Here is a 24,467-nt window from a genome sequence, read left to right on the forward strand (position 1 = left end):
AAGCCCGACCTGATCCTCGGCAGCAAGGTGCGCGACGGCAAGAGCTACAAGGAGCTCTCGAAGATCGCCCCGACCGTCTTCACCAACACCACGGGCCCCAACTGGCGCGCCAACTTCACGCTGCACGGCGGGCCGCCGGGCGGGGGCGGGCGCGGCGCGCGGGGCGCGCCGCCGCGGGACCATCGTGTCACTGGGCGGCATTGAGGGCCTGGTCCAGGTGGGTGTCGAAGCCCTTGGCCGCGGCGGCGGGCGTCTTGCGTCCGGTCGCGACGTCGGCGAAGAGCGTGTTGATGGACTGGTCGCTCTCGACGGTGGCCCAGCCGGGCGAGGCGGGCGTGGCCACGCTCTTCTTGGCGGCGGTGGTGAACGCCTTGGACAGGGCGGGGAGGCCGGCCTGCGTGCGGTCGATGATCTGGGTGGAGACCGGGGTCCAGTGGTCGATCCCGACGATGACGGAAGCCTGCACGGAGGGGTCGGTCGCGGTCTTGAGGTAGGCCAGTGCCAGGTCCTGGTGGCGGCCGCGTGCGGCGATGGCCAGGTCGGAACCACCGAGGAAGACGGGCTGGTTGCCGCTGCCCGACGCGCTCGGGAAGGGGAACGTCCCCAGCTTGTCCTTCATGGACGGGTTGTCCTTGAGGATCTTGTTGACGCTGGTGTCGAGCACGGCGGATGCCTTGCCGTGCGCGAACACCGCCGACTGGTCGGGGGCGGTGGTGTCGACATTGCGGGAGGCGGGGGTGGAGTAGGTGTTCTGGAAGTGCTTCCATCGCGCGATGCCGGCCTGCGCCTCGGCGCCCGAGAGCGCCCCCTGCCACTGCCCGCCGGACTTCACGGCGATCCTGCCCCCGGCGTCCCACACGAACTGCAGGGCTCCGTACCAGTACTTGCCCGGGAAGTAGAAGGCGGAGAAGTCGGCGCTGGGATGTGCGGCCTTCACCTTGTCGAGGTCGGCGGTGAGCTGCGCGTACGTGGCCGGCGGCTTGGTGACGCCTGCCTTGCGCCAGATCTCCTTGTTGTAGATCACCGCGCGGTTGCCCGCGAACAGCGGCGCGGCGTAGAGCTTCCCGTCGACCGTGGCCGGCCCGGTGAGGCCGGCGAGCCAGGACTGCCCGGCCGCCAGGTCCGAGCGGTGCGAGGTGATGTCGGTGAGCGCGCCGGTGGCGGCGAAGAGCGGTACGTCGGTGTTGCCGATCTCCACGACGTCGGGTGGGTCGTCCTGGGCCAGAGCGGTGCTGATCTTGGTGTTGATGTTGTTCCATTCCTGGATCTCCACCTTGACCTTGGCGCCGGTGGCCTTCTCGAAGCGCTTGTTGATGGCGGCGACGGCCTGCGGGCTGAGGTCGCCGTCCATCTGCCACACCGTCAGGGTGCGGTCCCCGCCTGCGGAGGCTTTGTCCGTGGAATCGTGACCGCCGCAGGCGGTGAGTGCCAGGCCGAGCACAACGGCGGTCGCGGGCAGGGCGGATCTGCGCATGGGTGTCTCCTCAAGGCGACGTGGCGGCCGGATCGGGAGCCGTCTGCGGCAACGTCTGCCGTAGATGGGAAGAGACTCCAACCTGACCACTGGTCATGTCAATGCTCGGGAAGGGGTAAGGATTCCTTGTATTCCAAGGGTTGACGGCTCAGGGAAGAGGCGTCAGCCTGAGCTTGTCACCGCATCAGGAAATGACCAGTGGTAAGAAACGTGACCGTGTCACGGACGCCACACAACGGCGCAGCCCCGCCGGCCGCCCTGCTCCGCGCGGACGCCCGGGTCGCGCCGTACCCCTGCACCTCCGCCTTCTCCTCAGCAGGAGTTCCGATGGAGTACGCCCCCACCCGCCCACGCGCTCTGCGCCGGGCACTCGTCGCGGGTTCGGCCATGGCGTGCGCGGCCGCCGGCCTGATCGCCACGAGCCCCGCCCATGCCGCCGCCCCGGCCCTGACGGTCCAGTACAAGACCGGCACGGCCGCCCAGGCCGACGAGGCAGAACCCTGGCTCACCGTGCACAACAACACCGGCAGCGCCGTCGCCCTCGACCGCGTCACCCTGCGCTACTACTTCACCGCCGACACCACAGGCTCCTACACCTTCGCCTGCGCCTGGGCGCAGGCCGGCTGCGGCAACGTCAGGGGCAGTGTGGTCAAGATGCCCACACCGACCGCGACCGCCGACCACTACCTGGAGATCACCTTCACCGGTGGCTCCATACCGGCCGGCGGCTCCTCGGGCGACCTCCAGCTGCGGCTGTTCCGGACGGACTGGCAGCGCGTCGACCAGGCCAACGACTACTCGTTCGACGCGGCCGACACCAGCTACACGACCTCGCAGCACGTGACGGCGTCGCTCGACGGCGACCAGGTCTGGGGCACCAACCCCGACGGCTCCACCTCGGGAGGCGGTGGTGGCACGACACCGCCCCCCGACAACCCGCCCCCTTCCGGGACCGCGCTGTTCGACGACTTCCACTACACCGGCCCCGGCGACCCCGCACTCGCCGGCCACGGCTGGAGCGTGCGCACTGGTTCCGGCGGCCCCGGCATCCAGAACACCTGGTCGGCGGACGCGGTCAGCTTCCCCTCCGACTCCACCGCACTCGGCGGCAAGGTGATGCTGCTGCGCGCCACGACCGACGGCACCGCGGCCGGCACCCAGCAGGCCGAGGTCGACACCACGCAGCGCAAGTTCCAGGAGGGGACGTACGCCGCCCGCGTGTACTTCAACGACGCGCCGACCTCGGGGCAGGACGGCGACCACGTCAACGAGACCTTCTACACCATCACACCGGACAACTCGCTCTACAGCGAACTGGACAACGAGTACCTGCCGAACGGCGGCTGGGGCGGCCCGGGCCCCACCCTCTACACCACCAGCTGGTACAGCGCCGACGCGATGGACCGCCAGACCCACAACGTGGTCAGCAGCCTGCAGGGCTGGCACACACTGCAGATGACCGTGACGGGCGGCACGGTCACCTACTACGTCGACGGCCAGGAGTACTTCTCCACCACGGGCAAGTACTACCCGCGCGAACCGATGACCATCGACTTCAACGAGTGGTTCATCGACCTGCCGTTCACCGGATCCCGCACCTGGGACGAGAAGGTCAACTGGGTCTACTACAACGCCACGGGGTCGCTCACCCCGAGCCAGGTCGACGCCGCCGTCAACGGCTACGAATCCGCCGGAACACACTTCACGGACACGGTGCCCGACGCCTGACCGACCGTTCAGTGGGCCCGGATCGCCGGCGCACCGTCCAGGCGCACGCCCTGCCGGTACATCAGGATGATCAGCCGTGCGCCGGGGGAGGCGAGCGGCTGCGCCGCACACATGCGCAGCCAGCCCGGCCCCTGCCGCACGTGCCTGATGGGGCGCTCGTCGCCGTCCGGGTGGATGACCGCGCCGCCGGCCTCGTACAGCGGGGCCGCCAGCGGGTCGGCGAGCACCTCCGCCTCGATCCGGCGCAGCACCGTGTCGTCCGGCCGCGCGACCAGGGCGGCGCGCAACTGCGGCACGAGCAGCGGCGCCCAGGCCGTCTCCCAGTCGCTGAGCACCTGGCGCCCGTCGGGGTCGAGCAGCATGAAGCGCATCATGTTGCCCGGCGCCCGGCCGCCCGGCACCATCTGCGTGAACGCTGTGTTGCACGCGAGCATGTCCCACGAGGCGTCCGTGATGTACGCCGGGTGCAGGATGCCCTCCACGGCGTCCTGCCACATGCCGGGTATCTCCTTGCCGGCGGTGGGGCGCAGGGGGCCCGGCGGGTCCTCGTCCCGGGCGTAGCGGCACAGGGACACCCATTCCTGCTCGTCGAAGCCGAACAGCTGCGCCACCTCCCTCAGCAGGGAGACGGGAGGATGGTGGTACGTGCCCGACTCGAGGCGGTGGTAGGTGTGGACGGCCCGGTTCAGCAGGAAGTCGACCTGCTGCTGGGAGAGTCCGGGCGCGCGCCTGCCCTGCCCGGTCGGGCGCGCCAGCCCGTGGGACTCCGGCGCGATGCGCGCACGGCGCTCGCGCAGCATGGCGCTCAGCGCCTTCTTGTGCATGTCCGGTGGCCCTCCGGGGGGAAGGGGAGAAGGTCCGTCGGACTCACATTATTCACAAGGTAATTCGTAAGAGAAGCCGTCCGAAGAAATGCGGCCCCGACTGCGTCATGCTGGTCGCACAGCGCGCCGCGAACCGGTTCTGGGGGGAAGCGGGGGGCGAAAGCCTCCGCGGCGCGCGGCCACTGGCCGCGGCCGGTGCCGGCACTCTTCTGAGCGGCCCCGGCACCCGCCGCGGCAGTCGGCCGCCGACGGGGGAGCCGCGGCCGTCACGCACGGCCGCCGGCAGGCGTCAGCCGCGCACCGCCACCGGGATCGTCGCCCGCACCAGCTTGCCGCCCGCTCCCAGCGGGACCACCGCCACCTCGGCGAGCCGCGACACCATGGGCCAGCCGTACCCGCCCGGCAGCCAGTCACCGTCCCTGCGGCGTACCACGGGCCGCTCGCCACTGGCGTCCCGCACCGTCACCTCCACACCGGTCCGGGTGACGGCGACCCGCATCCCGCTCACGCCGCCCGCGTGCCGCAGCGCGTTCGTGACCAGTTCGGACACCACGAGCAGCACATCGTCCACGACCGGCCCCGGCACGGCCACTTCCCGGCCGCCCAGATACGCCGCCGTGAGATCACGCGCCTCGCCCGCCGAGCGAGGTCGCGCGTCCAGTGGCCGCGTGGCCGTCGGTGCGGTGTCCATGGTGGCGTTCCGCGCCCAGGCATCCGGGGTGGGCACCAGGGGTGTCATCGCGACACCTCCCTCTCGTGGCTCGCTTTCCTACGGCTGCGTCTGCCCGCTGCACGGCCGGCTGACGCCTGCGTCACGCACACAGCGTGCTGTATATGTGACTGGCATATGCAGAAGCGGCCCGCACGGGATGGGGCGGCCCGGGACCCGGCAGCGCGGCCGTCGCATATGCTTCCGGGCGGAGAGCGACGTCGTCCCCGGGCGTCGCCTGGCTGAGGGGGAAGAACGTGGCTGAGGCGCCCCTTGGGCCCGCGTCGCCGCCGCTGCGGCCCGGACGCGGACACGCGAGTGCCCCGGGCCGGGTGCCCGCGCAGGAGGCCGTCGCCGGCGCGCGCGCGACGCTGCACGCGGTCGACGCCACACTGCTGCTCGTGGAGGACGACGCGGGAGACGCCCTGCTCGTCGAGGAGATGCTGGCTGACAGCGACCTCCAGTCCCCGCTCACCTGGTGCAAGACCGTCACCGAGGCGCACAAGCACCTCGCAGGACGCGCCGGCCCCGTCTGCGTCCTGCTCGACCTGCACCTTCCCGACGCCCAGGGGATGGACGCCGTCACACGCATCGTCGGCAGCTCGCCCGACGCGGCGATCGTCGTCCTCACCGGCATGGCCGAGGGTGAGACCGGTCTCACCGCCGTCGCCACCGGCGCCCAGGACTACCTCGTCAAGGACCGCCTCGACCCCGAGGTCCTCAGCCGTGCCGTGCGCTACGCCCTCCAGCGCAAGCAGGTCGAACGAACCACCGCTGCCCTGCGCGCGGGCGAGCTGATGGCGCGGGAGAACGCCCGCCTGGAGCGCGGCCTGCTGCCGGTGCCCCTGCTGCGCGGCGAGGACTTCAAGGCGTTCGCGCGCTACGAGCCGGGCCGCGCCCACGCGCTGCTCAGCGGCGACTTCTACGACGTCGTGCAGACCGCGGACGGCACCGTCCACGCGGTCATAGGCGACGTGTCCGGGCACGGCGCGGCCGAGGCGGCCCTCGGGGTCTGCCTGCGCGTCGCCTGGCGCACCGCCGTCCTGTGCGGCACCGCCCCGCTCGAACAGGTCAGGCTCCTGGAGGAGATCCTGGTCGCCGAGCGCTCCGACCGCCACGTGTTCGCGACCGTCACCTCCCTCGTCTTCCCGCCGGGCGGCGCCGAGGTGCGCGTCGTCCGCGCCGGCCACCCCGGCCTCCTGGTGCGGGACGGCTCCGGCGTCTCCTGGGTCGAGCCCGAGGTCGGGATGGCGCTCGGCCTGCTGCCGGGTGCCGGCCGCTGGAGCGAGTCCACGGTGCCGCTGCCGCCCGGCGGCCATGTCGTCCTGTTCACGGACGGCCTGTTCGAGGGCCGCACCGGCCCCTCGACCCGGCTCGGCGAGGAGGGGCTCCTCGACGTCGCCCGCCGGCACGGTGCCCTCCCGGCCCGCCTGTTCGTCGACGCGCTGGTGAGCGAGGCCGCGGCGGGCGCCGCGCCCTACGGCGGCCTCGCCGACGACGTCGCCGTACTCCACCTCGGCTGGGGAGGCGCGGCGTGAGTCTGTGGCACCTCACCAGGGAGCGGCTCTCCGTGCAGGGCTGGAGCCGGCTCATTCTGGCCGCGATGGTCGTCGTCGTGGTCGGCTGCTCCGCCGTCGGGGCCGTGCTGATATCCCGTACCAACGCACGCAGCGACGAGCTGTCCGACCGCATCCAGCCCGCCAGGGCCGCCGTCCTGCAGGTGCAGAAGTCCCTGCTCGACCAGGAGACGGGTCTGCGCGGCTACGCCCTGACCGCCAACCACTCCTTCCTCCAGCCCTACACGGACGGCGTCGCGAGCGAGCGCGTGCACACGCGCACCGTGCGCGCCCTGGTCTCGGACGACCCCACGCTGCTGGCCGACGCGGACGCCATCACCCGCGCAGCCGCCGCCTGGCGCCGCGACATCGCGGTACCCGTGCTCGCCCGCGTCAAGGCGGGCGGCAGGCTCACCGAGTCGGGCACCCTGATGGACCGCAGCAAGGACCGCTTCGACGGGCTGCGCAGCCGCTTCGCGACCCAGACCCGCCACCTCGACGCGGCGCGGGACCGGGCGCGTGCCCGCCTCGACCACGCCAGGCACGTGAGCGACATCGTCTTCCTGTGCATGCTGGTCCTCTTCGTGGCCGCCGTCGTCGCGCTCGGATACCTGCTGCACGCCATGGTGGGCAGGCCGCTGGGCCAGCTGCGTGCCGCGTCCGACGGCGTACGGGCCGGCGCCTTCCGCAACCGGATCGAGGTGGGCGGTCCGTCGGACCTCAGGGCCGTCGGCGCCGCCGTCGAGGACATGCGGGCGCGCCTCGTCGACGAGCTGGAGGAGAGCACCGGACGCGAGGAGCTCCTCGCCGACCAGGCCGAGGAGCTGCGCCGCTCCAACTCCGAGCTTGAGCAGTTCGCCTACGTCGCCTCGCACGACCTGCAGGAACCGCTGCGCAAGGTCGCCTCGTTCTGCCAGCTCCTCGAGAAGCGGTACGCCGAGAAATTGGACGACCGGGGCAGGCAGTACATCGACTTCGCCGTGGACGGCGCCAAGCGCATGCAGGTGCTCATCAACGACCTGCTGACCTTCTCGCGCGTCGGCCGCGTCCACGACGCGTGGCAGGCCGTCGATCTGGAGTCCGCGATCGAGCGCGCGCTCGGCAACCTCGCCATGGTCATCGAGGAGAACGACGTCACCGTCGTACGGGAGGCCGTGCTGCCCGAGGTGCACGGCGACCCGACCACCCTCGCCATGCTCTGGCAGAACCTCATCGGCAACGCCGTCAAGTTCCGCAGCTCCGACCGTCCCGCCAGGATCGTGGTCGGCTGCGTGCGCGAGGAGGCCGAGCCCGGGACGGGCGACGGGGCCGTGTGGCACCTCAGCGTCACCGACAACGGCATCGGGGTGGCGCCCGAGTTCGCCGAGAAGGTGTTCATCATCTTCCAGCGCCTGCACGCGCGGGACGAGTACGAGGGGACCGGCATCGGCCTCGCCCTGTGCCGGAAGATCGTGGAGTTCCACGGCGGGCGCATCTGGCTCGAGCCGGTGCCGGAGGGCGGCACGGCCATCCACTTCCACCTGCCCGCCGAGTCCGGCGCCCAGCACCACGCGGCGGAGCTCGCGGCCGGAACCGCCGCGCTCACCGCACCGTCCCCCACCCCGCCCCCGCCAGGAGCATCGACATGACCATCCCCGCTCAGCCGAAGCCGATCGAGGTCCTGCTGGTCGAGGACGACGCAGGCGACGAGCTGATGACGCGCGAGGCGTTCGAGGACAACAAGATCCACAACACCCTCCACGTCGTCCGCGACGGCCAGGAGGCGCTGGACTTCCTGCACCGGCGCGCGCCGCACGAGGAGGCCCCACGCCCCGACCTGGTCCTGCTCGACCTCAACCTGCCCCGCTACGACGGGCGCCAGGTGCTCGAGCACATCAAGACCGACCCGGAGCTCGCGCTCATCCCCGTGGTCGTGCTCACCACGTCCTCCGCCGAGGAGGACATCCTGCGCAGCTACAAGCTGCACGCCAACGCCTACGTCACCAAGCCGGTCGATCTCGACCAGTTCATCGCGGCGGTGCGCCAGATCGACGAGTTCTTCGTGAGCGTGGTCAGGCTGCCAGGACGCTCGTGATCCGTTCCATGAAACGGGTGTGCATGAGATGGGCGTGAGGGGGCATAAGCGGGAACGAACAGGGGGGAACCCGGACGCCTACAGGTGCGCGGGCAGGAGCGAATGAACGAACAAATGTCCGTCTCAGGGGCGACTGCGCCCGCCGGTACGGAGCCGTGGGTGCAGCCGACGCATTGCCTCAGAAGGGCAGCAGAATTCACCGGGGAGCCCGGCTGCATAGCAGCGGCGAGGGAGCTGGCCGTCCGGTTCCTCCAGCAGCTGGGCGCCGAGTGGCTTGCCCCGCTCGACGACCGCACGCGTGACGACGTCTTGCTCGTCGTCAGCGAGCTCGTCACGAACGCGGAGCGGCACAGCCACGGCCCCTACGTGATCGAGCTCGAGGGCACGGCGGGGTACACGACCGTGACGGTCTACGACAGCAGCGCGACGCTGCCGCGCCACTTCCCGCCCGACCCGTCGCGGCTCGGCGGCCACGGCATGGAGATCGTGCGTGCGGTCAGCGACGTGGTCACGGCAGAGATCATCCCCGTCGGCAAGCGCGTGAGCGCGCGTTTCGACCTCCCGCACGGCGGGTAGCCGCGGCCGGCCTGCCGCGTCACGTCCCGTACCCGTCCCCGGGCGCGCCGGGCCGGGGGGACGCAGCCGCTCTCGCGCCGCCCCCCGGCCCGCCGGAGACGACCTAGCGGCCCTCGGGGCCGAACCAGTCCACGCACACCACGAGCGCGTCGTCAGCCGTCTCGGTGTCGCGATACCGGGCGAGCTCGAGCAGCATCGCGTCCGGGACCATAGCCGCGGGCAGCAGACTCGTGGCCGCGATCGCCCTTGCCAGGGCGCGCTCGCCGAACACGTCGCCACGCGGCGAGAGCGCCTCGTACACACCGTCGCTCGCGAACACCATCCGGTCGCCCGGTTCCACCTGGAACGTCTGCGCCGTGTAGTCCGACTCCTCGAACATCCCGAGCGGCAGTTGGGCCTCGAGGCCGATCCGCTCGATGCTCTTGCCGCGCTGGCGCCACAGCTGGGGCGACCCCGCGTCCACGGCCTGCGCGTGCCCCGACGCCAGGTCGATGCGGAGCAGCAGGGTCGAGACGTGCTGCGCGCCCCTGAACCGCTCGTACAGCGCCTGATCGGCGAGCGCGGCCTGGTCGGCGATGCCGATGCCCGCCCTGCGCGCGTTGCGCAGCGCCTTCACCGCGAGGTTGGTCAGCAGGGCGGCCTCGATGCCCTCACCCATCCCGTTGGTGACCGCGAGCGTCAGCGATCTGCCGTCCGCGGACCAGTCGAAGTTGTCGCCGTAGATCGCGTAGGCCGGCTCCAGCTGCGCGCCGACCGCGTACTCGGTCGCCTCGCAGGCGCGCCCGGGCAGCAGCTCCCACTGCATCTCGGCGGCGAGCGTCAGCCGGTTCACCCGGCGCGCCTGCCGGTACAGGTCGGTGTCGCGCTCCGCGACCAGGATCTCGTGACCCAGCAGCACGGCCACCCTGGACAGCTCCTCGACGACGGCGGCCGTCGAGCGCTCCTGCGGCAGCCGTACGGTCAGGATGCCGAGCCGGTCGCCACGCACGGTGACGGGAAGGTGGTGGTCGACCTCGTCCCCGTGGCGCACCTGGCGCTCGTGCGGCTCCTGGCTGCCGAACGCGCGCCCCTCGGAGCTGTTGCTCAGCGGCAGCGCGCCCTCGTTGCCCCCCTCGCCCACCGGGTTGAGCACCGTGAGCCCGTAATCGGCCAGGTAGAGGCGCACGAAGGAGGCTCCATAGCCCACCGCGAGCGCGTCGCGTACCACGTCCACCAATGCGTGCGGGGCCGCTGCCCGGACCGATCTTTCGATGTCCGCCAGTACAGTCACTGTGGTTCAGGCCTTCTTCTCAGGGCGAATCCGTCTGGGCTGACAAAGACCCGTGCCGGATGAAAGAGTGGATCGATGTCCCGCTTCACGGCTCAGCCGCACCAGCGCGAGCAGGTCGCCATGGCCGCCCGCGCCGCCTCCGAGCTGCTGGAGGTGTTGTGGGGCCGTGGCCAGGAGGCTGCGCCTTCGGGGCCGGTGTCGCCGTCGCAACTACGTGCCCTTCTCGTCATCGAAGCCTACGAGGGCGCGAACCTGCGCACGCTGAGCGACGTACTCGGATCTCGTCCGTCGTCGCTGAGCAGGCTCTGCGACCGCATGGAGGCGATGGGGCTCGTGGCGCGCTCGCCGAGTCCGACCAGCAGGCGCGAGGTGGAACTGCGGCTCAGCAGACGCGGCCGCACGGTCCTCGACGAGTACCGGGCCTTCCGCACCCGTGAGGTGGAGCTGGTGCTCGACCGGATGGAGCCCTCGGACGTCGTGACGCTCGCCGAGGGGCTCAGCGCCTTTCGCGCCGCGGCGGGGGAGCGGTTCGGGGAGCTCGGCAACGCACCCGCCGACGCCGGGCAGGGTCGGGTGGCGGACAGCGCGTAGCTTCATTCAGCCCTACTTCCTGGTACGGGCACGTTACCTTCGGCGCGACGGTCGGCGCGCGGAAGCGGTGAACAGATTGTTGCCCACCAGAGAATGTTGTCAAATGACAACTATCAATTCTATCGTGGGGTCAGTTCCGCCGAGTCGTCGACCGTCCGAAGGGACACCGTGCTTCCTCACCCCAGCGCCGACAGGGCGATGGACCTGACCACCCGCCAGGAAGGCGCCGCGGTCGTACTCGCCGTCGGCGGCGAACTCGATCTGGACACCGTCGCGCCCCTCACCGAGGCCCTCGGCCGGGCGGCGCGGGACGGTGCGGGCCAGGTCGTCGTCCTCGACCTGTCGGGTGTCACCTTCGCCGACTCGACGACGGTCAACGTGCTGCTGCGGGCCCGCGAGGACCTCGGCGACCGGCTCAGGATCGCCAGGCCGTCCGCGTTCCTCCAGCGGCTGTTCGACGTGATCGGGCTCGAGGCGGCGCTGTCCGTGCACGGCACCGTGGCATCGGCGCTGGCAGGAGGCGCCTCCACGGACGCCACCGCACACGTCGCCACCTCGCACGACACGACGTCGCACGACGGTACCGGGCGCGGAGCCGTCGGCTCAGCGGTCCCCGGGGTCGGCGAGTGACGACACGAACGACCGCAATCCGGCCAGCAGCTCCGCGCACGCCTCGCGCGGCATCCCGCGCATGGCGTCCGCGATCCCGTCCGCACGCAGGGCCCGGTAGTCCGCGAGCAGGGTGCTGCCGCGTGCGGTGAGCACGAGCCGGATCTCCCTGCGGTCCTGCCGCACCGGCAGGCGCTCGATGAGCCCGTCCGACTCCATGGACGCGCACAGACGGCTGGCGCGCGGCATGGTGACCCCCAGGCTTCTCGCGAGACCCGTGAGGTTCAGGCCCCGCCGTCGGCCGATGAGCAGAAGGATGCGCAGCCGGTGGGGCGGCAGCCGCGGATCCACGGCTGCCGCCGCCTCCGCGGAGATCTCGGTGACGATCTCCGCCGAGGCGGCCAGCGTTTCCGCGGCCTCCCTGAGCGTGTCAGCGGGCGGTCGTGAGCGATGGCCTTCCATGAGCCCGGTCCGTTCGTTGCACGCGTCGTACGGCTGGCGGTGCTGCTCCTCGTCCTCGTCTGTCTGCTCGCGGGCCCCGTGGTGCGGCTGTGCGCCGTCACACGGCGGCGAGACCGCCCGGCTCCTGTGCGGGACCTGTCCGGGCAGGCCCTGCCTCGCCGGCCGCGGCGAGCCGCCTGCCCGCCACCGCGAGGGCGTCCGCGGCCGAGCGGGTGCCCGTCGACACGCACAGCGTGTACGTGGCGTCGTCAAGACGCCGGGCCGTCTGCTTGGTGCTGTGCCGGGCGTGCTCGGCGCGCGCGGTCTCGTACTGTGCGACAAGGTGGCGCAGCATCGTCGGGTGAGCCATCAGCACGGCGTGTGCCTGCCTTTCTCCCGCGGGTCCCGCAGGGGACGTTGCTGCCGCACATTCCCGTTCGCGGGCGAGTCATGCCTGCGGATCCGCGTGCCGGTCGTCACAGCCCCGCCCCACGCCCGTGAGGGCCGGTGCAGCGGTCGGATGTCTGACGGTTCGTCACACGGAACGACCTCTTCTGTGCCCGCCCGCCCCGGCATATGCTCGCCCCATGCGCGTCGCTCTCTTCGTCACCTGCGTCAATGACGCCGTGTACCCGGCCACCGGCATCGCGACGGTGCGCCTCCTGGAGCGCCTCGGGGTGGAAGTGGACTTCCCCGAAGCGCAGACCTGTTGCGGGCAACCCCAGTACAACACCGGTTACCGCCGGGAGACCGTGCCTCTCGCACGCCGTACGGCCCGCGTCTTCGACGGCTACGACCACGTGGTGACCCCGTCGGGATCCTGTGCCGCCATGGTGCGCGACCACTACCCCGCGATGGGCGACAGCGCGGCCGCCGCGTTCGCACCTCGGATGTATGAACTGACGGAGTTCCTGGTGGATGTGCTGGGCGTCACCGACGTCGGCGCCTACTTCCCGCACTCCGTCACCTATCACCCGTCCTGCCACGGACTGCGTCTCCTCGGCCTCGGGGACCGGCCGCGCAAGCTGCTGAACGCCGTCAAGGGCATCGAGCTCAGGGAGCTGCCGGGCGCGCAGGAGTGCTGCGGCTTCGGCGGTACCTTCGCAGTCAAGAACGCCGACGTCTCGACGGCGATGGGCCGGGACAAGGCGCGCAACGCCGTCTCCACGGGCGCCGAGGTGCTGTGCGGCGGGGACAACTCCTGCCTGATGCACATCGGCGGTGTCCTCAGCCGCGAGTCCCAGCCGGTGCGCCCCCTGCACATCGCGGAGATCCTCGCCTCGACCGAAGAGGAGCCCTGGTCATGAGCGGCACGTTCGTCGGGATGCCGTCCTTCCCCACGGCCGCGCGCGGCGCGCTCGCCGACGAGACGCTGCGCGGCAACCTGCGCTACGCCACCCACACCATCCGCGACAAGCGCGCCAAGGCCGTCGCCGAGCTCGACGACTGGGCGCTGCTGCGCGAGGCCGGCAAGCAGATCAAGGACCACACGCTGCGCAACCTGGACCGCTACCTCCTCCAGCTGGAGGAGGCGGTGACCGCCGCCGGCGGCGTGGTGCACTGGGCCGCCGACGCCGACGAGGCGAACCGCATCGTCGCCGACCTGGTGAAGGCCACGGGCGAGAGCGAGGTCGTCAAGGTCAAGTCCATGGCCACGCAGGAGATCGGGCTCAACGAGGCGCTCGCAGCCGAGGGCATCTCGGCGTACGAGACCGACCTCGCCGAGCTGATCGTCCAGCTCGGCGACGACCGGCCCTCCCACATCCTGGTGCCGGCGATCCACCGCAACCGCGGTGAGATCCGGACCATCTTCGCCTCGGAGATGGGCAAGTGGGGCAGGGCCGCACCCGACGGCCTCTCCGACGCGCCGGGCGAGCTGGCCGAGGCGGCCAGGCTCCACCTGCGGGAAAAGTTCCTGCGGGCCAAGGTGGGCATCTCCGGGGCCAACTTCATGGTCGCGGAGACCGGCACCCTGGCCGTCTTCGAGTCCGAGGGCAACGGCAGGATGTGCCTGACGCTCCCCGAGACGCTGATCTCCGTCGTGGGCATCGAGAAGGTGGTGCCGACCTGGCGCGACCTCGAGGTGTTCCTCCAGACGCTGCCCCGCTCGTCCACCGCGGAGCGCATGAACCCGTACACCACGATGTGGACGGGCACCACCGACGGAGACGGGCCGAGCGCCTTCCACCTCGTCCTGCTCGACAACGGCCGCACCGCCACCCTCGCCGACGAGACCGGCAGGCAGGCGCTGCGCTGCATCCGCTGCTCCGCCTGCCTCAATGTCTGCCCCGTCTACGAGCGGGCCGGCGGCCACGCCTACGGCTCCGTCTACCCGGGGCCGATCGGCGCGATCCTCAGCCCGCAACTGCGCGGCACCGGCAGCGAGATCGACGCGTCGCTGCCGTACGCCTCCTCGCTGTGCGGCGCGTGCTACGAGGTGTGCCCCGTCGCCATCGACATCCCGGAGGTGCTGGTCCACCTGCGCGACCGGGTGGCGCACCAGGGCGGCAGGGGCCACTTCCTCGAACGCGCCGCCATCAAGGCGGCCGGCTGGGTCTTCGAGCACCCCGGCGTCCTCGCGGCGGGGGAGCGTGCGGCCACGGCCACCAGGAAGCTGCACCCCTCGCGCGTGCCGGGCGCCGGCGCCTGGACCAACAGCCGCGACCTGCCCCCGATGCCGCCCGAGTCCTTCCGCGACTGGTGGCGACGCAACCGCAGCCAAGGCGCCGCCCCCGCGGGCGGCAGGAAGGACGACGGATCGTGAGCCCCGCCTCGCCGTCCCGCGACCGGATCCTCGCGCGCGTGCGCGCCGCAGTCGACGGCGCCCCCGAGGCGCCCGGGCCGGCCCGCACGTACCGCGACACGCACACGCCCGAGGACGGCCGCGTGGACCTGCTCGCGGAGAACCTGGCCGACTACCGGGCGCTCGTGCACCGCTCGGACGAGGCCGGCCTGCCCGCACTCGTGGCGCGCCTGCTCGCCGAGCACGGGAGCGGGTCCGTGGCCGTACCGCCAGGGCTGCCCGAACCCTGGCTCGCCGGGACGGACGTGACGCGCGTCCCCGACGCGCCGGGGACCACGGCGGCCGAGCTCGACGCGGTCGACTCCGTCGTCACCGGCTGCGCCGTGGCGATCGCCGAGACGGGCACCATCGTCCTGGACGCGGGCCCGGACCAGGGCAGGCGCCGCATCACCCTGGTGCCCGACCACCACATCTGCGTGGTGCGCGCGCCCGAGCAGGTCGTCGGCGGCGTGCCGCAGGCCATGCCGCGACTCGATCCCACCAGGCCGCTCACATGGATCTCCGGCCCGTCCGCGACCAGCGACATCGAGCTCGACCGCGTGGAGGGCGTGCATGGGCCGCGCACCCTGGAAGTGATCCTCGTGGAGGGCTGACGGAGCAGGCCCCGGCGGGGCGAGTCAGGCCTTGCCAAGGATCGGGTCCGCACCGGGTCAGGCCCCGCACCGGGTCGGACCCCGCACCGGGTCAGGCCCCGCACCGGGTCGGGCCCCGCGGTGGGTCAGGCGCGCAGCCGGGGCGACTCGGCGGCAGGATCCACCGCCCCGCCCTCCGCCACACGGGCCGCGAGGCCGCGCGCCCAGGCGACGGCACCCGCGAGATCGAGCCCGTGCGCCGGGCCGTCCCCGTACGCCTCCAGGCTCCCGGCGCCGCGCAGCAGCAGCCGCTCGCCGCCCCTGGCGTTGCCGCGCGCCGCGTGCGTCAGCCCCACGGCGAGCTGCGCGAGCCCGCGCCAGAGCGCGCGTTCGGAGGGCGGGCCCGACTTCCAGGCGTCCTCGAACACCTCGTGCGCGTGGAAGGGCATGCCCGCGTCGAGCAGCCGCTGCGCCTCGGCGACGCTCGCCTCCGGCGCCCTGACGACGCCCTCGGGCTGCCGCTCCACGCCCGAAGACCCGTACGGCAGCGGCCTGCCGAGCCCGTCCCGCGGGCGCGCGTTGCGCGCCCGGCCCTCGGCGTCCCGGTCCCTGGCGTCCCGCTCTCGCTCACCCATGGGCCCGATTGTGCCCGCAGCCGGCGGGGGACCTGCGCACCTGCCGAGTGAGGTATCGTGTGACGCGCGTGATCACACATCGCGAACACGCACATCGGGACGTGGCGCAGCTTGGTAGCGCACTTGACTGGGGGTCAAGGGGTCGCAGGTTCAAATCCTGTCGTCCCGACTCGTGAGAGTCGCAGGTCAGAGCCGGTAGCGGAGCAATCCGTCACCGGCTCTCGATCGTTCTCCGTGCCCCGTCGGGGATGAGCGTGCCCGCTCGGCGTCCGGACGTCATGGCACCGGTTTTTATTCTTCGCACATCTGACATGCCGCACATGGCTGACTTGTCGAGCATGACCTCCCAAGGGGCCGCTCGTGCTTCGTGCGCGAGTATTCATACCTTGACTCGCGATCATCCACCGGGGTAATGTCTCATTGCGGAAACGATCCGTCGGCAATCACCATTCGGTGCTTATCCGGGATCGGTGACCGCATTTCTCAGTGCACAGTAGTGGCGATATACCTGCCTGCGGCAGGACGGCTCCCGCTTCTGGGGGTCGGTGGAATTGATGATATTCGACAACGGCCTCTCGCTCTCTCTGCTCACTCCACTGTCCTGATCCGCCACGTTCTTTCATGGCGACGATTCGCGTACCTTTTTTCTTGACGGAACCGGCTTGTTTCTCGACGAGAGAATTTGGGGCAGTCAATGAAGGCGTCTGACGTGCTGATCAGCGGACTGGGTTCCTTTCTGCCCGAACGGGTTCCCATCGGCTGGGCCGTCGAGCGGGATCTGATCGACCGGACTGCCGCCGAGGAGTACGGAATCACGAGCGTGACGGTCGCCGGTGAGACGCCCGCGCCTGAGCTGGCGGTGCGGGCCTGCCGGCAGGCCCTGGAAAGAGCCGGCCGGCAGGGCGAGTCGCTGAGCTTATTGCTGTATGTGAGCGTGTGGTACCAAGGGCCGCACGGCTGGTGCCCCCAGTACTACGTCCAGCGCCACACCGGCGCGTCCCGGGCCACGGCCGCGGAGGTCAGGCAGGGGTGCATGGGCATGTTCTCCGCGCTGGAACTCGCGGCGAGCCACCTCATGGCCGCACCGGACCACGAGGCGGCGCTGATCACATCAGGGGACAACTTCACCTCACCGCTGCTGGAGCGATGGCGTTTCAGCCCGCACTTCGTGATGGGCGACGCCGGTTCCGCCGTCGTCCTGAGCCGTCGTGAGGGATTCGCCCGGCTGAAATCCATCAACGCGGTCACGCTGCCCGAGTACGAGACCATGCACCGCGGCCCCGAGCCTCTCTATCCGCCCGGCGCGACCTTGCCGGGAAAGCTCGATTTCGGCAATTCCAAGGACCGATGGCTCGGCGGACCGCACCGCGACCCGCTAGGCCCGCTCAAACTCGTGGCCGCGCAGGACGAACTCGTCGAGCGAACCCTCGACGAGGCCGGAATTACGATGGACGACATTTCTCGCGTAGCCTATGCCAACGGGTCGCGAGAACGGGTCGAGGACCGTGCCATGGTGCCGCTCGGTCTGCCGATGTCCTACTCGACATGGGAACAAGGGCGCACAGTCGGCCATATCGGAGCCAGTGACCAGGTAGTGGCCCTCGAACAGCTCCTTGAATCCGGTTCGCTGCAACGGGGCGACCATTTCCTGATGCTCGGAGTGGGACCCGGGCTGAACATCGCGTGCGCCGTGATCGAGATTCTTGAGAATCCGCACTGGTCCGCCGCCTCCCTGGCCACCGCTTCCTGAAGGGCGTCCCGTGGACTTCCGCCGAAGTGACGAACAAGAGGCACGCCACGCATGGATGAAGGACGCCGCGGGGGCCCTGACCGAGGCGGCCTCTCCCGGCGGATCCCGCACGCCTGACTGGCCGGCGCTGGCCGCGACCGGGCTGCTCGGCGCGGCAGTCCCGCAGGAGTACGGGGGCGGCGGGCTCGGGGCGCTCGACACGGCGCTGCTCTACGAGGCCGCGGGCGAGGGATGCGCGGACACCGGGCTGCTGTTCGCCGCGGCTGCGCACCTCTTCGCCTGCGTCCGGCCCCTGGTGGAGTTCGGGTCGGAGCGGATCAGGAAGGCGCTGCTGCCCGCCCTGTGCTCGGGCGAACTGGTCGCCGGGAACGCCATGACCGAGCCGGACGCGGGATCGGACGTGTCCCACCTGGCCACCCGTGCCACCAAGGTCGAGGGGGGTTACCTCCTCGACGGGGTCAAGAGCTTCGTCAGCAACGGGCCCGTCGCGGGCCTCTACGTCACGTACGCGACGACGGACCCCGGCGGGGCGTACTTCAGCACCACCGCCTTCGCGGTCGACCGGAACTCTCCGGGTCTCGTCGTCGGCCCACCGATGGAGAAGACGGGACTGACGTCCTGCCAGGCCGGCCGTATCGCGTTCACGCGCTGCTTCGTGCCCGACGACCGCGTCGTCGGCAGTCCGGGCCAGGGGCGGCTGGTGTTCGAGACGTCGATGGAGTGGGAGCGGTCCTGCCTGTTCGCGATCTACCTCGGCCAGCAGGAACGCCTCATCGGGCAGTGCGTTCAGCACGCCCGCGAGCGAAGCCAGTTCGGGAAGCGGCTCGCCGACCACCAGGCCGTCGCGGACCGGCTCGCGGGCATGCGGCTGCGCCTGGAGAGCGGTCGGCTGCTGCTCCACCGTGCCTGCGCCGAGATCGACGACGGCGAGGACGCCTCCCTGTGGGCCGCACTGGCGAAACTCGCCGTGTCCGAAGCCGCCGTCGCCACGGCACTCGATGCCGCACGGATCTTCGGGGGCCGCGGCCATCTGACGGAGTACGGGATCGAGCAGCAGGTGCGCGACGCCCTCCCCGCCACGACCTTCTCCGGTACCTCGGACATCCAGCGCCGGCTCATAGCCAGGGAGATGGGACTGTGAGCCTCTACGCTCTCGTGGTCGACGCGGCGGCCAGGACACCGGACGCACTCGCGGTCTCCGACCTCTCGACGAGCCTCAGCTACGGCGAACTCGACGCCCGTGCCGACCGCTTCGCGGCCGCACTGCGCGCCCGCGGGGTACGGCCCGGCGACCGCGTCGTGGTGTGGACGGGCAAGACGGCCGAAGCGGTGGCGGTCGCGCAGGCGGTGTTACGGATCGGCGCGATCCACGTCCCCGTCCCCCGGGGCAACCCGCCGGAACGCGTCGCCCGGATCGTCGCGGACGCCCGCGCCGCGCTGGTCGTCACCGACCACGACGGCCAGGTCCCCGGGGCCCCTTCGCTCTCCTGCGCGGCCCTCGCCCATGCCGCCGCGCCAGGCACCCGCGTCGCACACGCCACGGTCGGGGCGGCCGATCCCGCCTACATCCTGTACACATCGGGTTCCACCGGTACGCCCAAGGGCGTCTGCCTCAGCCACGGCAACGCGCTCGCGTTCGTCGACTGGGCCTGCCGCGAGCTGCGCCTCACGGCGGGCGACCGGCTCGCGAACCACGCCTCGTTCGGCTTCGACCTGTCGGTCTTCGATCTCTACGGCGCCTTCAGGGCCGGCGCCTCGGTGCACCTCGTCGGCGAGATGCTCGCCCAGGCCGCCGAGCCACTCGTCGACTTCGTCCTGGAGCGCCGCATCACCGTCTGGTACTCCGTGCCGTCCGCGCTGGTGCTCATGACCGAGTACGGCGACCTCCGGGCGCGGGGTCCGGGTGCGCTCCGCGCGTGCGTCTGCGCGGGTGAGCCGTTCCCGCTGAACCGGCTCAGGGACCTGCGCCGAGGCTGGCCCGGCGTGCGGATGCTCAACTGGTACGGCCCGACGGAGACGAACGTCTGCACGTCGTACGAGGTCACGGCCGCCGACCTCGACCGCACCACCGCTGTCCCCATCGGATCGCCCGCCGCGGGGAACGTGGTGACCGTGGACGGCGGCGAGATCGTGGTCAGCGGCCCGACCGTGATGCTCGGCTACTGGGGCGGCGAGCCGCGGACCGGCCCCTACCGCACCGGTGACCTCGGCCGGTACGGCACCGGCGGCCTGCTGGAGTACCGGGGCCGCGTCGACACCATGGTGAAGCTCCGCGGCTACCGGGTCGAGCCGGCCGAGGTCGAGCAGGTGCTCGTCGCGCACGACACGGTGCGCGACGCGGTGGTCCTCGGCGTCGGCACCGGCGGGCGGTCATGCCTGCACGCCTTCGTGGTGCCCGAGGCGGGAACCACGCCGGAGTTCGCCGCCCTGCGACGGCACTGCGCGAGCTTCCTGCCCGCATACATGAACATCGACGCCCTGCACGCGGTGGGCAAATTCCCGCGCACCCGAAACGGCAAGGTCGATCTGGCCGCGCTGAGCGGCCTCGCAACCACGGGAGCCGACGCGTGACGCACACGGCCTGGGACGCGTTCTGGTCCGCACTGCCCGCAGAACCCGGTGCGGCGCTGTGGGACTCCTCGCCCGAACTGACCGCGGCACGGCACCTCCCGCTGTTCCGGGACCGCGCCGATCCGCTCCTGCCGCTTGTCGACCTCGGGTGCGGCAACGGCCGTCAGACGCAATGGCTGGCGGACCACTTCCCCCGCGTCGTAGGGCTCGACATCGCCGAGTCCGCGGTGGCACTGGCGGCGCGGACGCATCCGGCACCCAACGTCGCCTACCGCCGCGCCGACCTCCTCGATCACGGGACGGCGGCGGCCCTCCACACGGAACTCGGCGACGTCAACGTCTACATGCGGGGCGTGCTGCACCAACTCGACCAGGACGACCGCGTCAGGCTGCTGGACTCGATCGCCGTGCTGCTCGGCGCCTCGGGACTGCTGTTCGCGCAGGAACTGACCGAGCACACCGGCTGGTACGTCTCCGAACTGCTCGCCACCGGCGCGGCCCTGCCCAAGACGGCGGGCCTCGCGGCCCACTTCGGCTTCGGCGCCCGGCTCGCCCCCGCCTGCGAGGGACAGCTGAGGCTGCTCTTCGAGAAGCGCGGATTCGAGGTCGTCGCCGACGGGGACATCGCCCTGCACACGACGGAGAACAGCGCCGACGGGCGCCCGCTGCAACTGCCGACGAGCTACCTCGTGGCGCGGTCCGCGGCCGATGCCCGGAACACGGCTGCCCGGACCACGGGTGCCCGGAACACGGCGCCCGGGACACCGCCCCACGCCTGACCCGACGCAACGCCTCGACACCAAGGAGACCTCCATGGCGGACGTAGATCGCGCGACCCTGCACGACCGGCTTCTCGGGTACGTGCGGGACGACCTCAAGGCGGGCACGGAGGCCGAACCGCTCACCGTGGACAGCCCGTTGCTCGACATGGGCGTGCTGGACTCGGTGCGCACCGCGCGGCTGCTGGCCCACATCCGCTCCGAGTACGGCGTCCGGGTCCCGCCCGGGCAGATGACCGGTGAGCACTTCCGCTCGGTCGCGGCGATCGCCGACCTGGTCCTGACGCTCCGCTCCCAGGCCGCTTCTCTCTGACGGGACAGTGATGACTGACGGGACAGTGATGAACCACGACTACGACTACGACTACGACATCGGGATCATCGGCGGCGGCCCTGCGGGCTCCACCGCCGCGTCCTACCTGGCCAGAGCCGGGCTCTCGGTCGCCGTGTTCGAGGGCGAGGTCTTCCCCCGGGAGCACGTGGGCGAGTCGCTGGTCCCGGCGACCACGCCGGTGCTGCTGGAGATCGGCGCCATGGACAAGATCGAGGCTGCCGGGTTCCCGCGCAAGTACGGGGCCGCGTGGACCTCGGCCCACGGGGACGATGTCGACCCGCTCGGCTTCCAGATCCACGACCACGGCCTCGGCTCGGCCGATGTCCTGTTCAACGAACGCGATCAGCTCGGCGTCGACCGCGACTACACCTTCCACGTCGACCGCGGCCGGTTCGACCTGATCCTGCTCAAGCACGCGGAGAGCCTCGGCGCCAAGGTGTTCTCCGGGGTACGGGTGCGCGGTGTGGACTTCACCGACCCCGACCGCCCCGTGATACGCGCCGGTCTCGGCCGCACGCCCGCGGACGTGGCGGTGCGCATGGTGGTCGATGCCAGCGGGCGCGGCACCCTCCTCGGGCGGCAGCTCAAGGTCAAGGTCCCCGACCCCGTCTTCAACCAGTACGCCGTGCACGGCTGGTTCGAGGGCCTCGATCGCAAGGCGCTGGCCGACGACGAGAGCCAGGCGGGCTACATCTTCATCCACTTCCTGCCGATCAGCGACACGTGGGTGTGGCAGATCCCGATCACCGACACCATCACCTCCGTCGGGGTCGTCACCCAGAAGTCGCGGTTCAAGGAGAGCAAGGACGACCTCGAAGGGTTCTTCTGGGAATCGGTGGGCAGCAGACCGCTGCTGCGCGACTCGCTCAAGAACTCCGTGCAGGTGCGGCGGTTCAAGGCCGAGGGCGACTACAGCTACGGCATGCGCCGGGTGAGCGGCGACGCGATGGTCATGATCGGTGACGCCGCCCGGTTCGTCGACCCGATCTTCTCCAGCGGCGTCAGCGTCGCCATGAACAGCGCGAGGCTCGCGTGCGCCGACATCATCGCCGCCGCGGAGGCCGGTAACTTCCGTGCCGGCCGTTTCGAGAGGTACGTGAGCAAGCTACGGCGCGGCGTGTCCACCTGGTACGAGTTCATCTCCATCTACTACCGGCTGAACATCCTGTTCACCGCCTTCGTCCAGGATCCGCGCTACCGTATCGACGTCCTGAAACTGCTCCAGGGGGACGTCTACGACGACGAGGAGCCGGCCGCGCTGACCGCGATGCGCGAGTTCGTCGCCGCCGTCGAGGGGGACCCCGGGCACCTGTGGCACCCGCTGCTCGGAAAGCTGAAGGTCCCTCCCGAGCCCAAGGCCCTGTTTTGACCGCGCCCTGGGCCGTCCTGTTCGACCTGGACGGCACACTCGTCGACACGGAACCGCTTTTGCACGACGCGCTGTCGGCGGTCCTCGGCGCCGCGGGCGTCCCGGCATCCGCACTGCACGTGGACGAGCTGCGCGGGCGCGGTGTCGCCGAGAACCTGTCCCGGCTGAGCGCGCTCGTCCGCCCGTCGATGGCGGCGGACGAGCTGTACGCCCGCGTCAGCGCCCGCCTGCTCGACCGGCTGCGCGCCGGGGTCGCCCCGCTGCCCGGAGCCGTCGGCCTGCTCGGGACGCTGCGCCGGGCGGGCGTTCCGCGCGCGCTGGTCTCGTCGTCGTACCGGGCGATGGTGGACGCCGTCCTGCCGTCGCTCGGCCCGGCCGGGTTCGCCGTGACGCTGGCGGGCGACGAGGTGCGGCGGCCGAAGCCCGACCCCGACCCGTACCGCACCGCGGCCGCGGCGATCGGCTTCGAGCCGGGGCGCTGCGTGGTGATCGAGGACTCGGCCGCCGGGATCCGCTCGGCCCTCGCGGCGGGGTGCCTGACGGTCTCGGTCACCCCGACGCGGGAGCCGGTGGCGTTGGCCGTGCCCGATCTGACCGGGCTGACAGTGGACCGGCTCGCGGGCCTGGTGCGCAGGACACCAGGACGCGGCCCCCGAAAGGCAGGAGACATCGTGGACAGTCCCCGTCCGCCGCGCGCCGAGCGGGACGTGGCCGTGGCGGAGCGTCCCCGGGGGCGTGCATGAAGCCGGCCAACGTGTTCCTGTCCGGTCTCGGCTGCTGGCTGCCGCCCGCCTACCCCGCGTCCGAGGCCGTCGCCTCGGGCCTGTACGACCCCGCGGCCTTCGCCGAGAGCGCGCTGCGCGGCGTCCTCGTGGCCGGCCCCGAGGCGCCGCCCGACATGGCCGTCCGTGCAGCGCGCACCGCGCTCGGCCGTTCCCCGGGCGGCGCCGACGCCATCGGCGCGGTCCTGCACGCGGCGACCTTCCACCAAGGGCCCGAGATGTGGTCGCCGACCGCGTACATCATGCGGGAGCTGGGCATCAAAGGGGCCGGCGGCACCGAGATCCGCAACGGCTGCAACGGCATGCTCACCGGCATCGAGCTGGCGTCGGCGATGCTCGCCCTCCAGCCGGACAGCCGGCCGGACATCCTCCTGACCACGGCGGACAACTTCGACGCGCCCACCTTCAACCGGTGGGAGAACGGGCCCATGGGCGTGATCGCCGCGGACGCGGCCAGTTCCGTGGTACTCAGCCGGTCCTCCGGCTTCGCCCGTGTCGACGCGGTCGTCACCCGGGTCTACGCGGAGTTCGAGGCGATGGCGCGGGGCGACGAGCCGCTGTTCCCGCCGACCGCGTCCTCGGGCCGGCGCATCGACCCGGTGGGCCGCGCGCAGCAGTTCGGCGAGCGGGTGCGGCAGGCCGGCGGCGTACCGATCGCCGAGGGCATCGCCACGGCCTGCGCGGAGACGGTGTCCGCCGCCGTGGCCGAGGCCGGGATCGACGCCGCGGATCTGCGCTGGGTCCTCGTACCCAATGGCGACGAGCAGACCACCCGCAGCTGCGCCATGGAACCGCTCGGCCTGGACGTCTCCCGGTCGATGTGGGAGTTCGGCTGCGGAATCGGGCACGCCTCGGCCAGCGACCAGATCATCGCTCTCGACCATCTGCTGCGCACCGGGCAGCTCGTGGCGGGCGATCACGTCCTGTTGTTCGGCGGAGCCCCCGGCTGGTCGGCCGCCGCCGTCGTCCTGACCCTCACCGAAACCCCCGCCTGGGCCTGACCACGGCCCGGCCGACAGA

General features: G+C 71.5%; 25 protein-coding genes, 1 tRNA gene and 1 pseudogene. 20 read left to right on the plus strand and 7 right to left on the minus strand.

Annotated features, from left to right (window positions below; all coding sequences use genetic code 11):
* Window positions 1–204, plus strand: a pseudogene (locus JFN87_RS34470) (hypothetical protein); the annotation flags it as partial.
* Here the strand turns inward: JFN87_RS34470 and JFN87_RS02535 are convergent.
* Window positions 188–1,474 (minus strand): extracellular solute-binding protein, encoded by a 1,287-nt coding sequence (locus JFN87_RS02535; protein WP_209338171.1) that lies wholly within the window; start codon window positions 1,472–1,474, stop codon window positions 188–190. The pseudogene JFN87_RS34470 and the gene JFN87_RS02535 overlap by 17 nt on opposite strands.
* A 327-nt stretch (window positions 1,475–1,801) precedes the next feature.
* On the opposite strand from JFN87_RS02535, the gene JFN87_RS02540 reads away from it, so the two are divergent.
* On the plus strand, window positions 1,802–3,202 hold the full coding sequence (locus JFN87_RS02540) for a cellulose binding domain-containing protein (protein WP_209338172.1): 1,401 nt from the start codon (window positions 1,802–1,804) through the stop codon (window positions 3,200–3,202).
* 8 nt (window positions 3,203–3,210) lie between these two features.
* Here JFN87_RS02540 and JFN87_RS02545 read toward each other — a convergent pair whose 3' ends face one another.
* A complete protein-coding gene (locus tag JFN87_RS02545) occupies window positions 3,211–4,026 on the minus strand; it encodes an MmyB family transcriptional regulator (RefSeq protein ID WP_209338173.1) in 816 nt (271 codons plus the stop codon).
* Window positions 4,027–4,315: 289 nt separating this feature from the next.
* Window positions 4,316–4,765 carry an ATP-binding protein gene (locus JFN87_RS02550; protein ID WP_245178621.1) on the minus strand — a complete coding sequence of 150 codons (450 nt, stop codon included), beginning with the start codon at window positions 4,763–4,765 and terminating at the stop codon, window positions 4,316–4,318.
* A 302-nt stretch (window positions 4,766–5,067) separates the two neighbouring features.
* Here JFN87_RS02550 and JFN87_RS02555 point away from each other — a divergent pair, with 302 nt between their 5' ends.
* The 4 genes from JFN87_RS02555 to JFN87_RS02570 all read left to right on the plus strand — a co-directional run bounded on the left by JFN87_RS02555 (window position 5,068) and on the right by JFN87_RS02570 (window position 8,941).
* Complete coding sequence (locus tag JFN87_RS02555) at window positions 5,068–6,273, plus strand: PP2C family protein-serine/threonine phosphatase (protein ID WP_307865273.1); 1,206 nt, start codon at window positions 5,068–5,070, stop codon at window positions 6,271–6,273.
* 65 nt (window positions 6,274–6,338) lie between these two features.
* Window positions 6,339–7,919 (plus strand): sensor histidine kinase, encoded by a 1,581-nt coding sequence (locus tag JFN87_RS02560; protein WP_209338245.1) that lies wholly within the window; start codon window positions 6,339–6,341, stop codon window positions 7,917–7,919.
* The gene (locus JFN87_RS02565; protein ID WP_209338174.1) at window positions 7,916–8,365 is read left to right on the plus strand and encodes a response regulator; all 450 of its coding nucleotides are present in this window, start codon (window positions 7,916–7,918) and stop codon (window positions 8,363–8,365) included. The genes JFN87_RS02560 and JFN87_RS02565 overlap by 4 nt, the downstream gene beginning before the upstream one ends.
* A gap of 102 nt (window positions 8,366–8,467) precedes the next feature.
* Complete coding sequence (locus JFN87_RS02570; protein WP_209338175.1) at window positions 8,468–8,941, plus strand: ATP-binding protein; 474 nt, start codon at window positions 8,468–8,470, stop codon at window positions 8,939–8,941.
* A gap of 103 nt (window positions 8,942–9,044) precedes the next feature.
* Here JFN87_RS02570 and JFN87_RS02575 read toward each other — a convergent pair whose 3' ends face one another.
* The gene (locus tag JFN87_RS02575; RefSeq protein WP_307865265.1) at window positions 9,045–10,154 is read right to left on the minus strand and encodes a PP2C family protein-serine/threonine phosphatase; all 1,110 of its coding nucleotides are present in this window, start codon (window positions 10,152–10,154) and stop codon (window positions 9,045–9,047) included.
* Between the two features lie 132 nt (window positions 10,155–10,286).
* On the opposite strand from JFN87_RS02575, the gene JFN87_RS02580 reads away from it, so the two are divergent.
* Both JFN87_RS02580 and JFN87_RS02585 read left to right on the plus strand, forming a co-directional pair.
* The gene (locus JFN87_RS02580; RefSeq protein WP_209338177.1) at window positions 10,287–10,802 is read left to right on the plus strand and encodes a MarR family winged helix-turn-helix transcriptional regulator; all 516 of its coding nucleotides are present in this window, start codon (window positions 10,287–10,289) and stop codon (window positions 10,800–10,802) included.
* 168 nt (window positions 10,803–10,970) lie between these two features.
* Window positions 10,971–11,432: an STAS domain-containing protein gene (locus tag JFN87_RS02585; RefSeq protein ID WP_307865266.1), complete on the plus strand. Its 462-nt coding sequence runs from the start codon at window positions 10,971–10,973 to the stop codon at window positions 11,430–11,432.
* Here JFN87_RS02585 and JFN87_RS02590 read toward each other — a convergent pair.
* Together JFN87_RS02590 and JFN87_RS02595 are read right to left on the minus strand one after the other, a co-directional pair.
* Window positions 11,406–11,873: a MarR family winged helix-turn-helix transcriptional regulator gene (locus JFN87_RS02590; protein ID WP_209338178.1), complete on the minus strand. Its 468-nt coding sequence runs from the start codon at window positions 11,871–11,873 to the stop codon at window positions 11,406–11,408. The two genes, JFN87_RS02585 and JFN87_RS02590, sit on opposite strands and share 27 nt — an antisense overlap.
* Before the next feature lie 97 nt (window positions 11,874–11,970).
* Window positions 11,971–12,228 (minus strand): DUF5133 domain-containing protein, encoded by a 258-nt coding sequence (locus tag JFN87_RS02595; protein WP_209338179.1) that lies wholly within the window; start codon window positions 12,226–12,228, stop codon window positions 11,971–11,973.
* A 211-nt stretch (window positions 12,229–12,439) separates the two neighbouring features.
* Between JFN87_RS02595 and JFN87_RS02600 the strand changes: the two genes are divergently transcribed.
* Genes JFN87_RS02600 through JFN87_RS02610 form a run of 3 tightly spaced genes read left to right on the plus strand, consistent with a single transcriptional unit; the run spans window position 12,440 to window position 15,248 of the window.
* Window positions 12,440–13,159: a (Fe-S)-binding protein gene (locus tag JFN87_RS02600; RefSeq protein WP_209338180.1), complete on the plus strand. Its 720-nt coding sequence runs from the start codon at window positions 12,440–12,442 to the stop codon at window positions 13,157–13,159.
* A complete protein-coding gene (locus tag JFN87_RS02605) occupies window positions 13,156–14,616 on the plus strand; it encodes a lactate utilization protein B (RefSeq protein ID WP_209338181.1) in 1,461 nt (486 codons plus the stop codon). Before JFN87_RS02600 ends, JFN87_RS02605 begins: the two co-directional genes overlap by 4 nt.
* Window positions 14,613–15,248 carry a LutC/YkgG family protein gene (locus JFN87_RS02610; RefSeq protein WP_307865267.1) on the plus strand — a complete coding sequence of 212 codons (636 nt, stop codon included), beginning with the start codon at window positions 14,613–14,615 and terminating at the stop codon, window positions 15,246–15,248. The genes JFN87_RS02605 and JFN87_RS02610 overlap by 4 nt, the downstream gene beginning before the upstream one ends.
* Window positions 15,249–15,373: 125 nt before the next feature.
* On the opposite strand, the gene JFN87_RS02615 is transcribed toward JFN87_RS02610, so the two are convergent.
* Window positions 15,374–15,862, minus strand: a complete 489-nt coding sequence (locus JFN87_RS02615) for a DUF309 domain-containing protein (protein ID WP_209338182.1) — start codon at window positions 15,860–15,862, stop codon at window positions 15,374–15,376.
* 95 nt (window positions 15,863–15,957) lie between these two features.
* On the opposite strand from JFN87_RS02615, the gene JFN87_RS02620 reads away from it, so the two are divergent.
* The 9 genes from JFN87_RS02620 (at window position 15,958) to JFN87_RS02660 (ending at window position 24,448) form a co-directional block, all read left to right on the plus strand.
* Window positions 15,958–16,031: transfer RNA gene (locus JFN87_RS02620), tRNA-Pro, on the plus strand.
* 540 nt (window positions 16,032–16,571) lie between these two features.
* Complete coding sequence (locus JFN87_RS02625) at window positions 16,572–17,612, plus strand: ketoacyl-ACP synthase III family protein (RefSeq protein WP_209338183.1); 1,041 nt, start codon at window positions 16,572–16,574, stop codon at window positions 17,610–17,612.
* A 10-nt stretch (window positions 17,613–17,622) separates the two neighbouring features.
* Window positions 17,623–18,753 (plus strand): acyl-CoA dehydrogenase family protein, encoded by a 1,131-nt coding sequence (locus tag JFN87_RS02630; RefSeq protein ID WP_307865268.1) that lies wholly within the window; start codon window positions 17,623–17,625, stop codon window positions 18,751–18,753.
* The gene (locus JFN87_RS02635; RefSeq protein ID WP_209338184.1) at window positions 18,750–20,183 is read left to right on the plus strand and encodes an amino acid adenylation domain-containing protein; all 1,434 of its coding nucleotides are present in this window, start codon (window positions 18,750–18,752) and stop codon (window positions 20,181–20,183) included. The genes JFN87_RS02630 and JFN87_RS02635 overlap by 4 nt, the downstream gene beginning before the upstream one ends.
* Window positions 20,180–20,962: a class I SAM-dependent methyltransferase gene (locus JFN87_RS02640; RefSeq protein ID WP_209338185.1), complete on the plus strand. Its 783-nt coding sequence runs from the start codon at window positions 20,180–20,182 to the stop codon at window positions 20,960–20,962. The genes JFN87_RS02635 and JFN87_RS02640 overlap by 4 nt, the downstream gene beginning before the upstream one ends.
* A gap of 34 nt (window positions 20,963–20,996) precedes the next feature.
* Window positions 20,997–21,275, plus strand: a complete 279-nt coding sequence (locus tag JFN87_RS02645) for an acyl carrier protein (protein WP_209338186.1) — start codon at window positions 20,997–20,999, stop codon at window positions 21,273–21,275.
* A 10-nt stretch (window positions 21,276–21,285) separates the two neighbouring features.
* Window positions 21,286–22,665: an NAD(P)/FAD-dependent oxidoreductase gene (locus JFN87_RS02650; protein ID WP_245178623.1), complete on the plus strand. Its 1,380-nt coding sequence runs from the start codon at window positions 21,286–21,288 to the stop codon at window positions 22,663–22,665.
* Window positions 22,662–23,408, plus strand: coding sequence for an HAD family hydrolase (locus JFN87_RS02655; RefSeq protein ID WP_209338187.1), 747 nt, complete (start codon window positions 22,662–22,664; stop codon window positions 23,406–23,408). The genes JFN87_RS02650 and JFN87_RS02655 overlap by 4 nt, the downstream gene beginning before the upstream one ends.
* Window positions 23,405–24,448, plus strand: coding sequence for a ketoacyl-ACP synthase III family protein (locus JFN87_RS02660; RefSeq protein WP_209338188.1), 1,044 nt, complete (start codon window positions 23,405–23,407; stop codon window positions 24,446–24,448). The genes JFN87_RS02655 and JFN87_RS02660 overlap by 4 nt, the downstream gene beginning before the upstream one ends.
* Window positions 24,449–24,467: the final 19 nt, after the last annotated feature.

The organism is Streptomyces montanisoli (assembly GCF_017813245.1).
GTDB classification, from domain to species: Bacteria; Actinomycetota; Actinomycetes; order Streptomycetales; family Streptomycetaceae; genus Streptomyces; species Streptomyces montanisoli.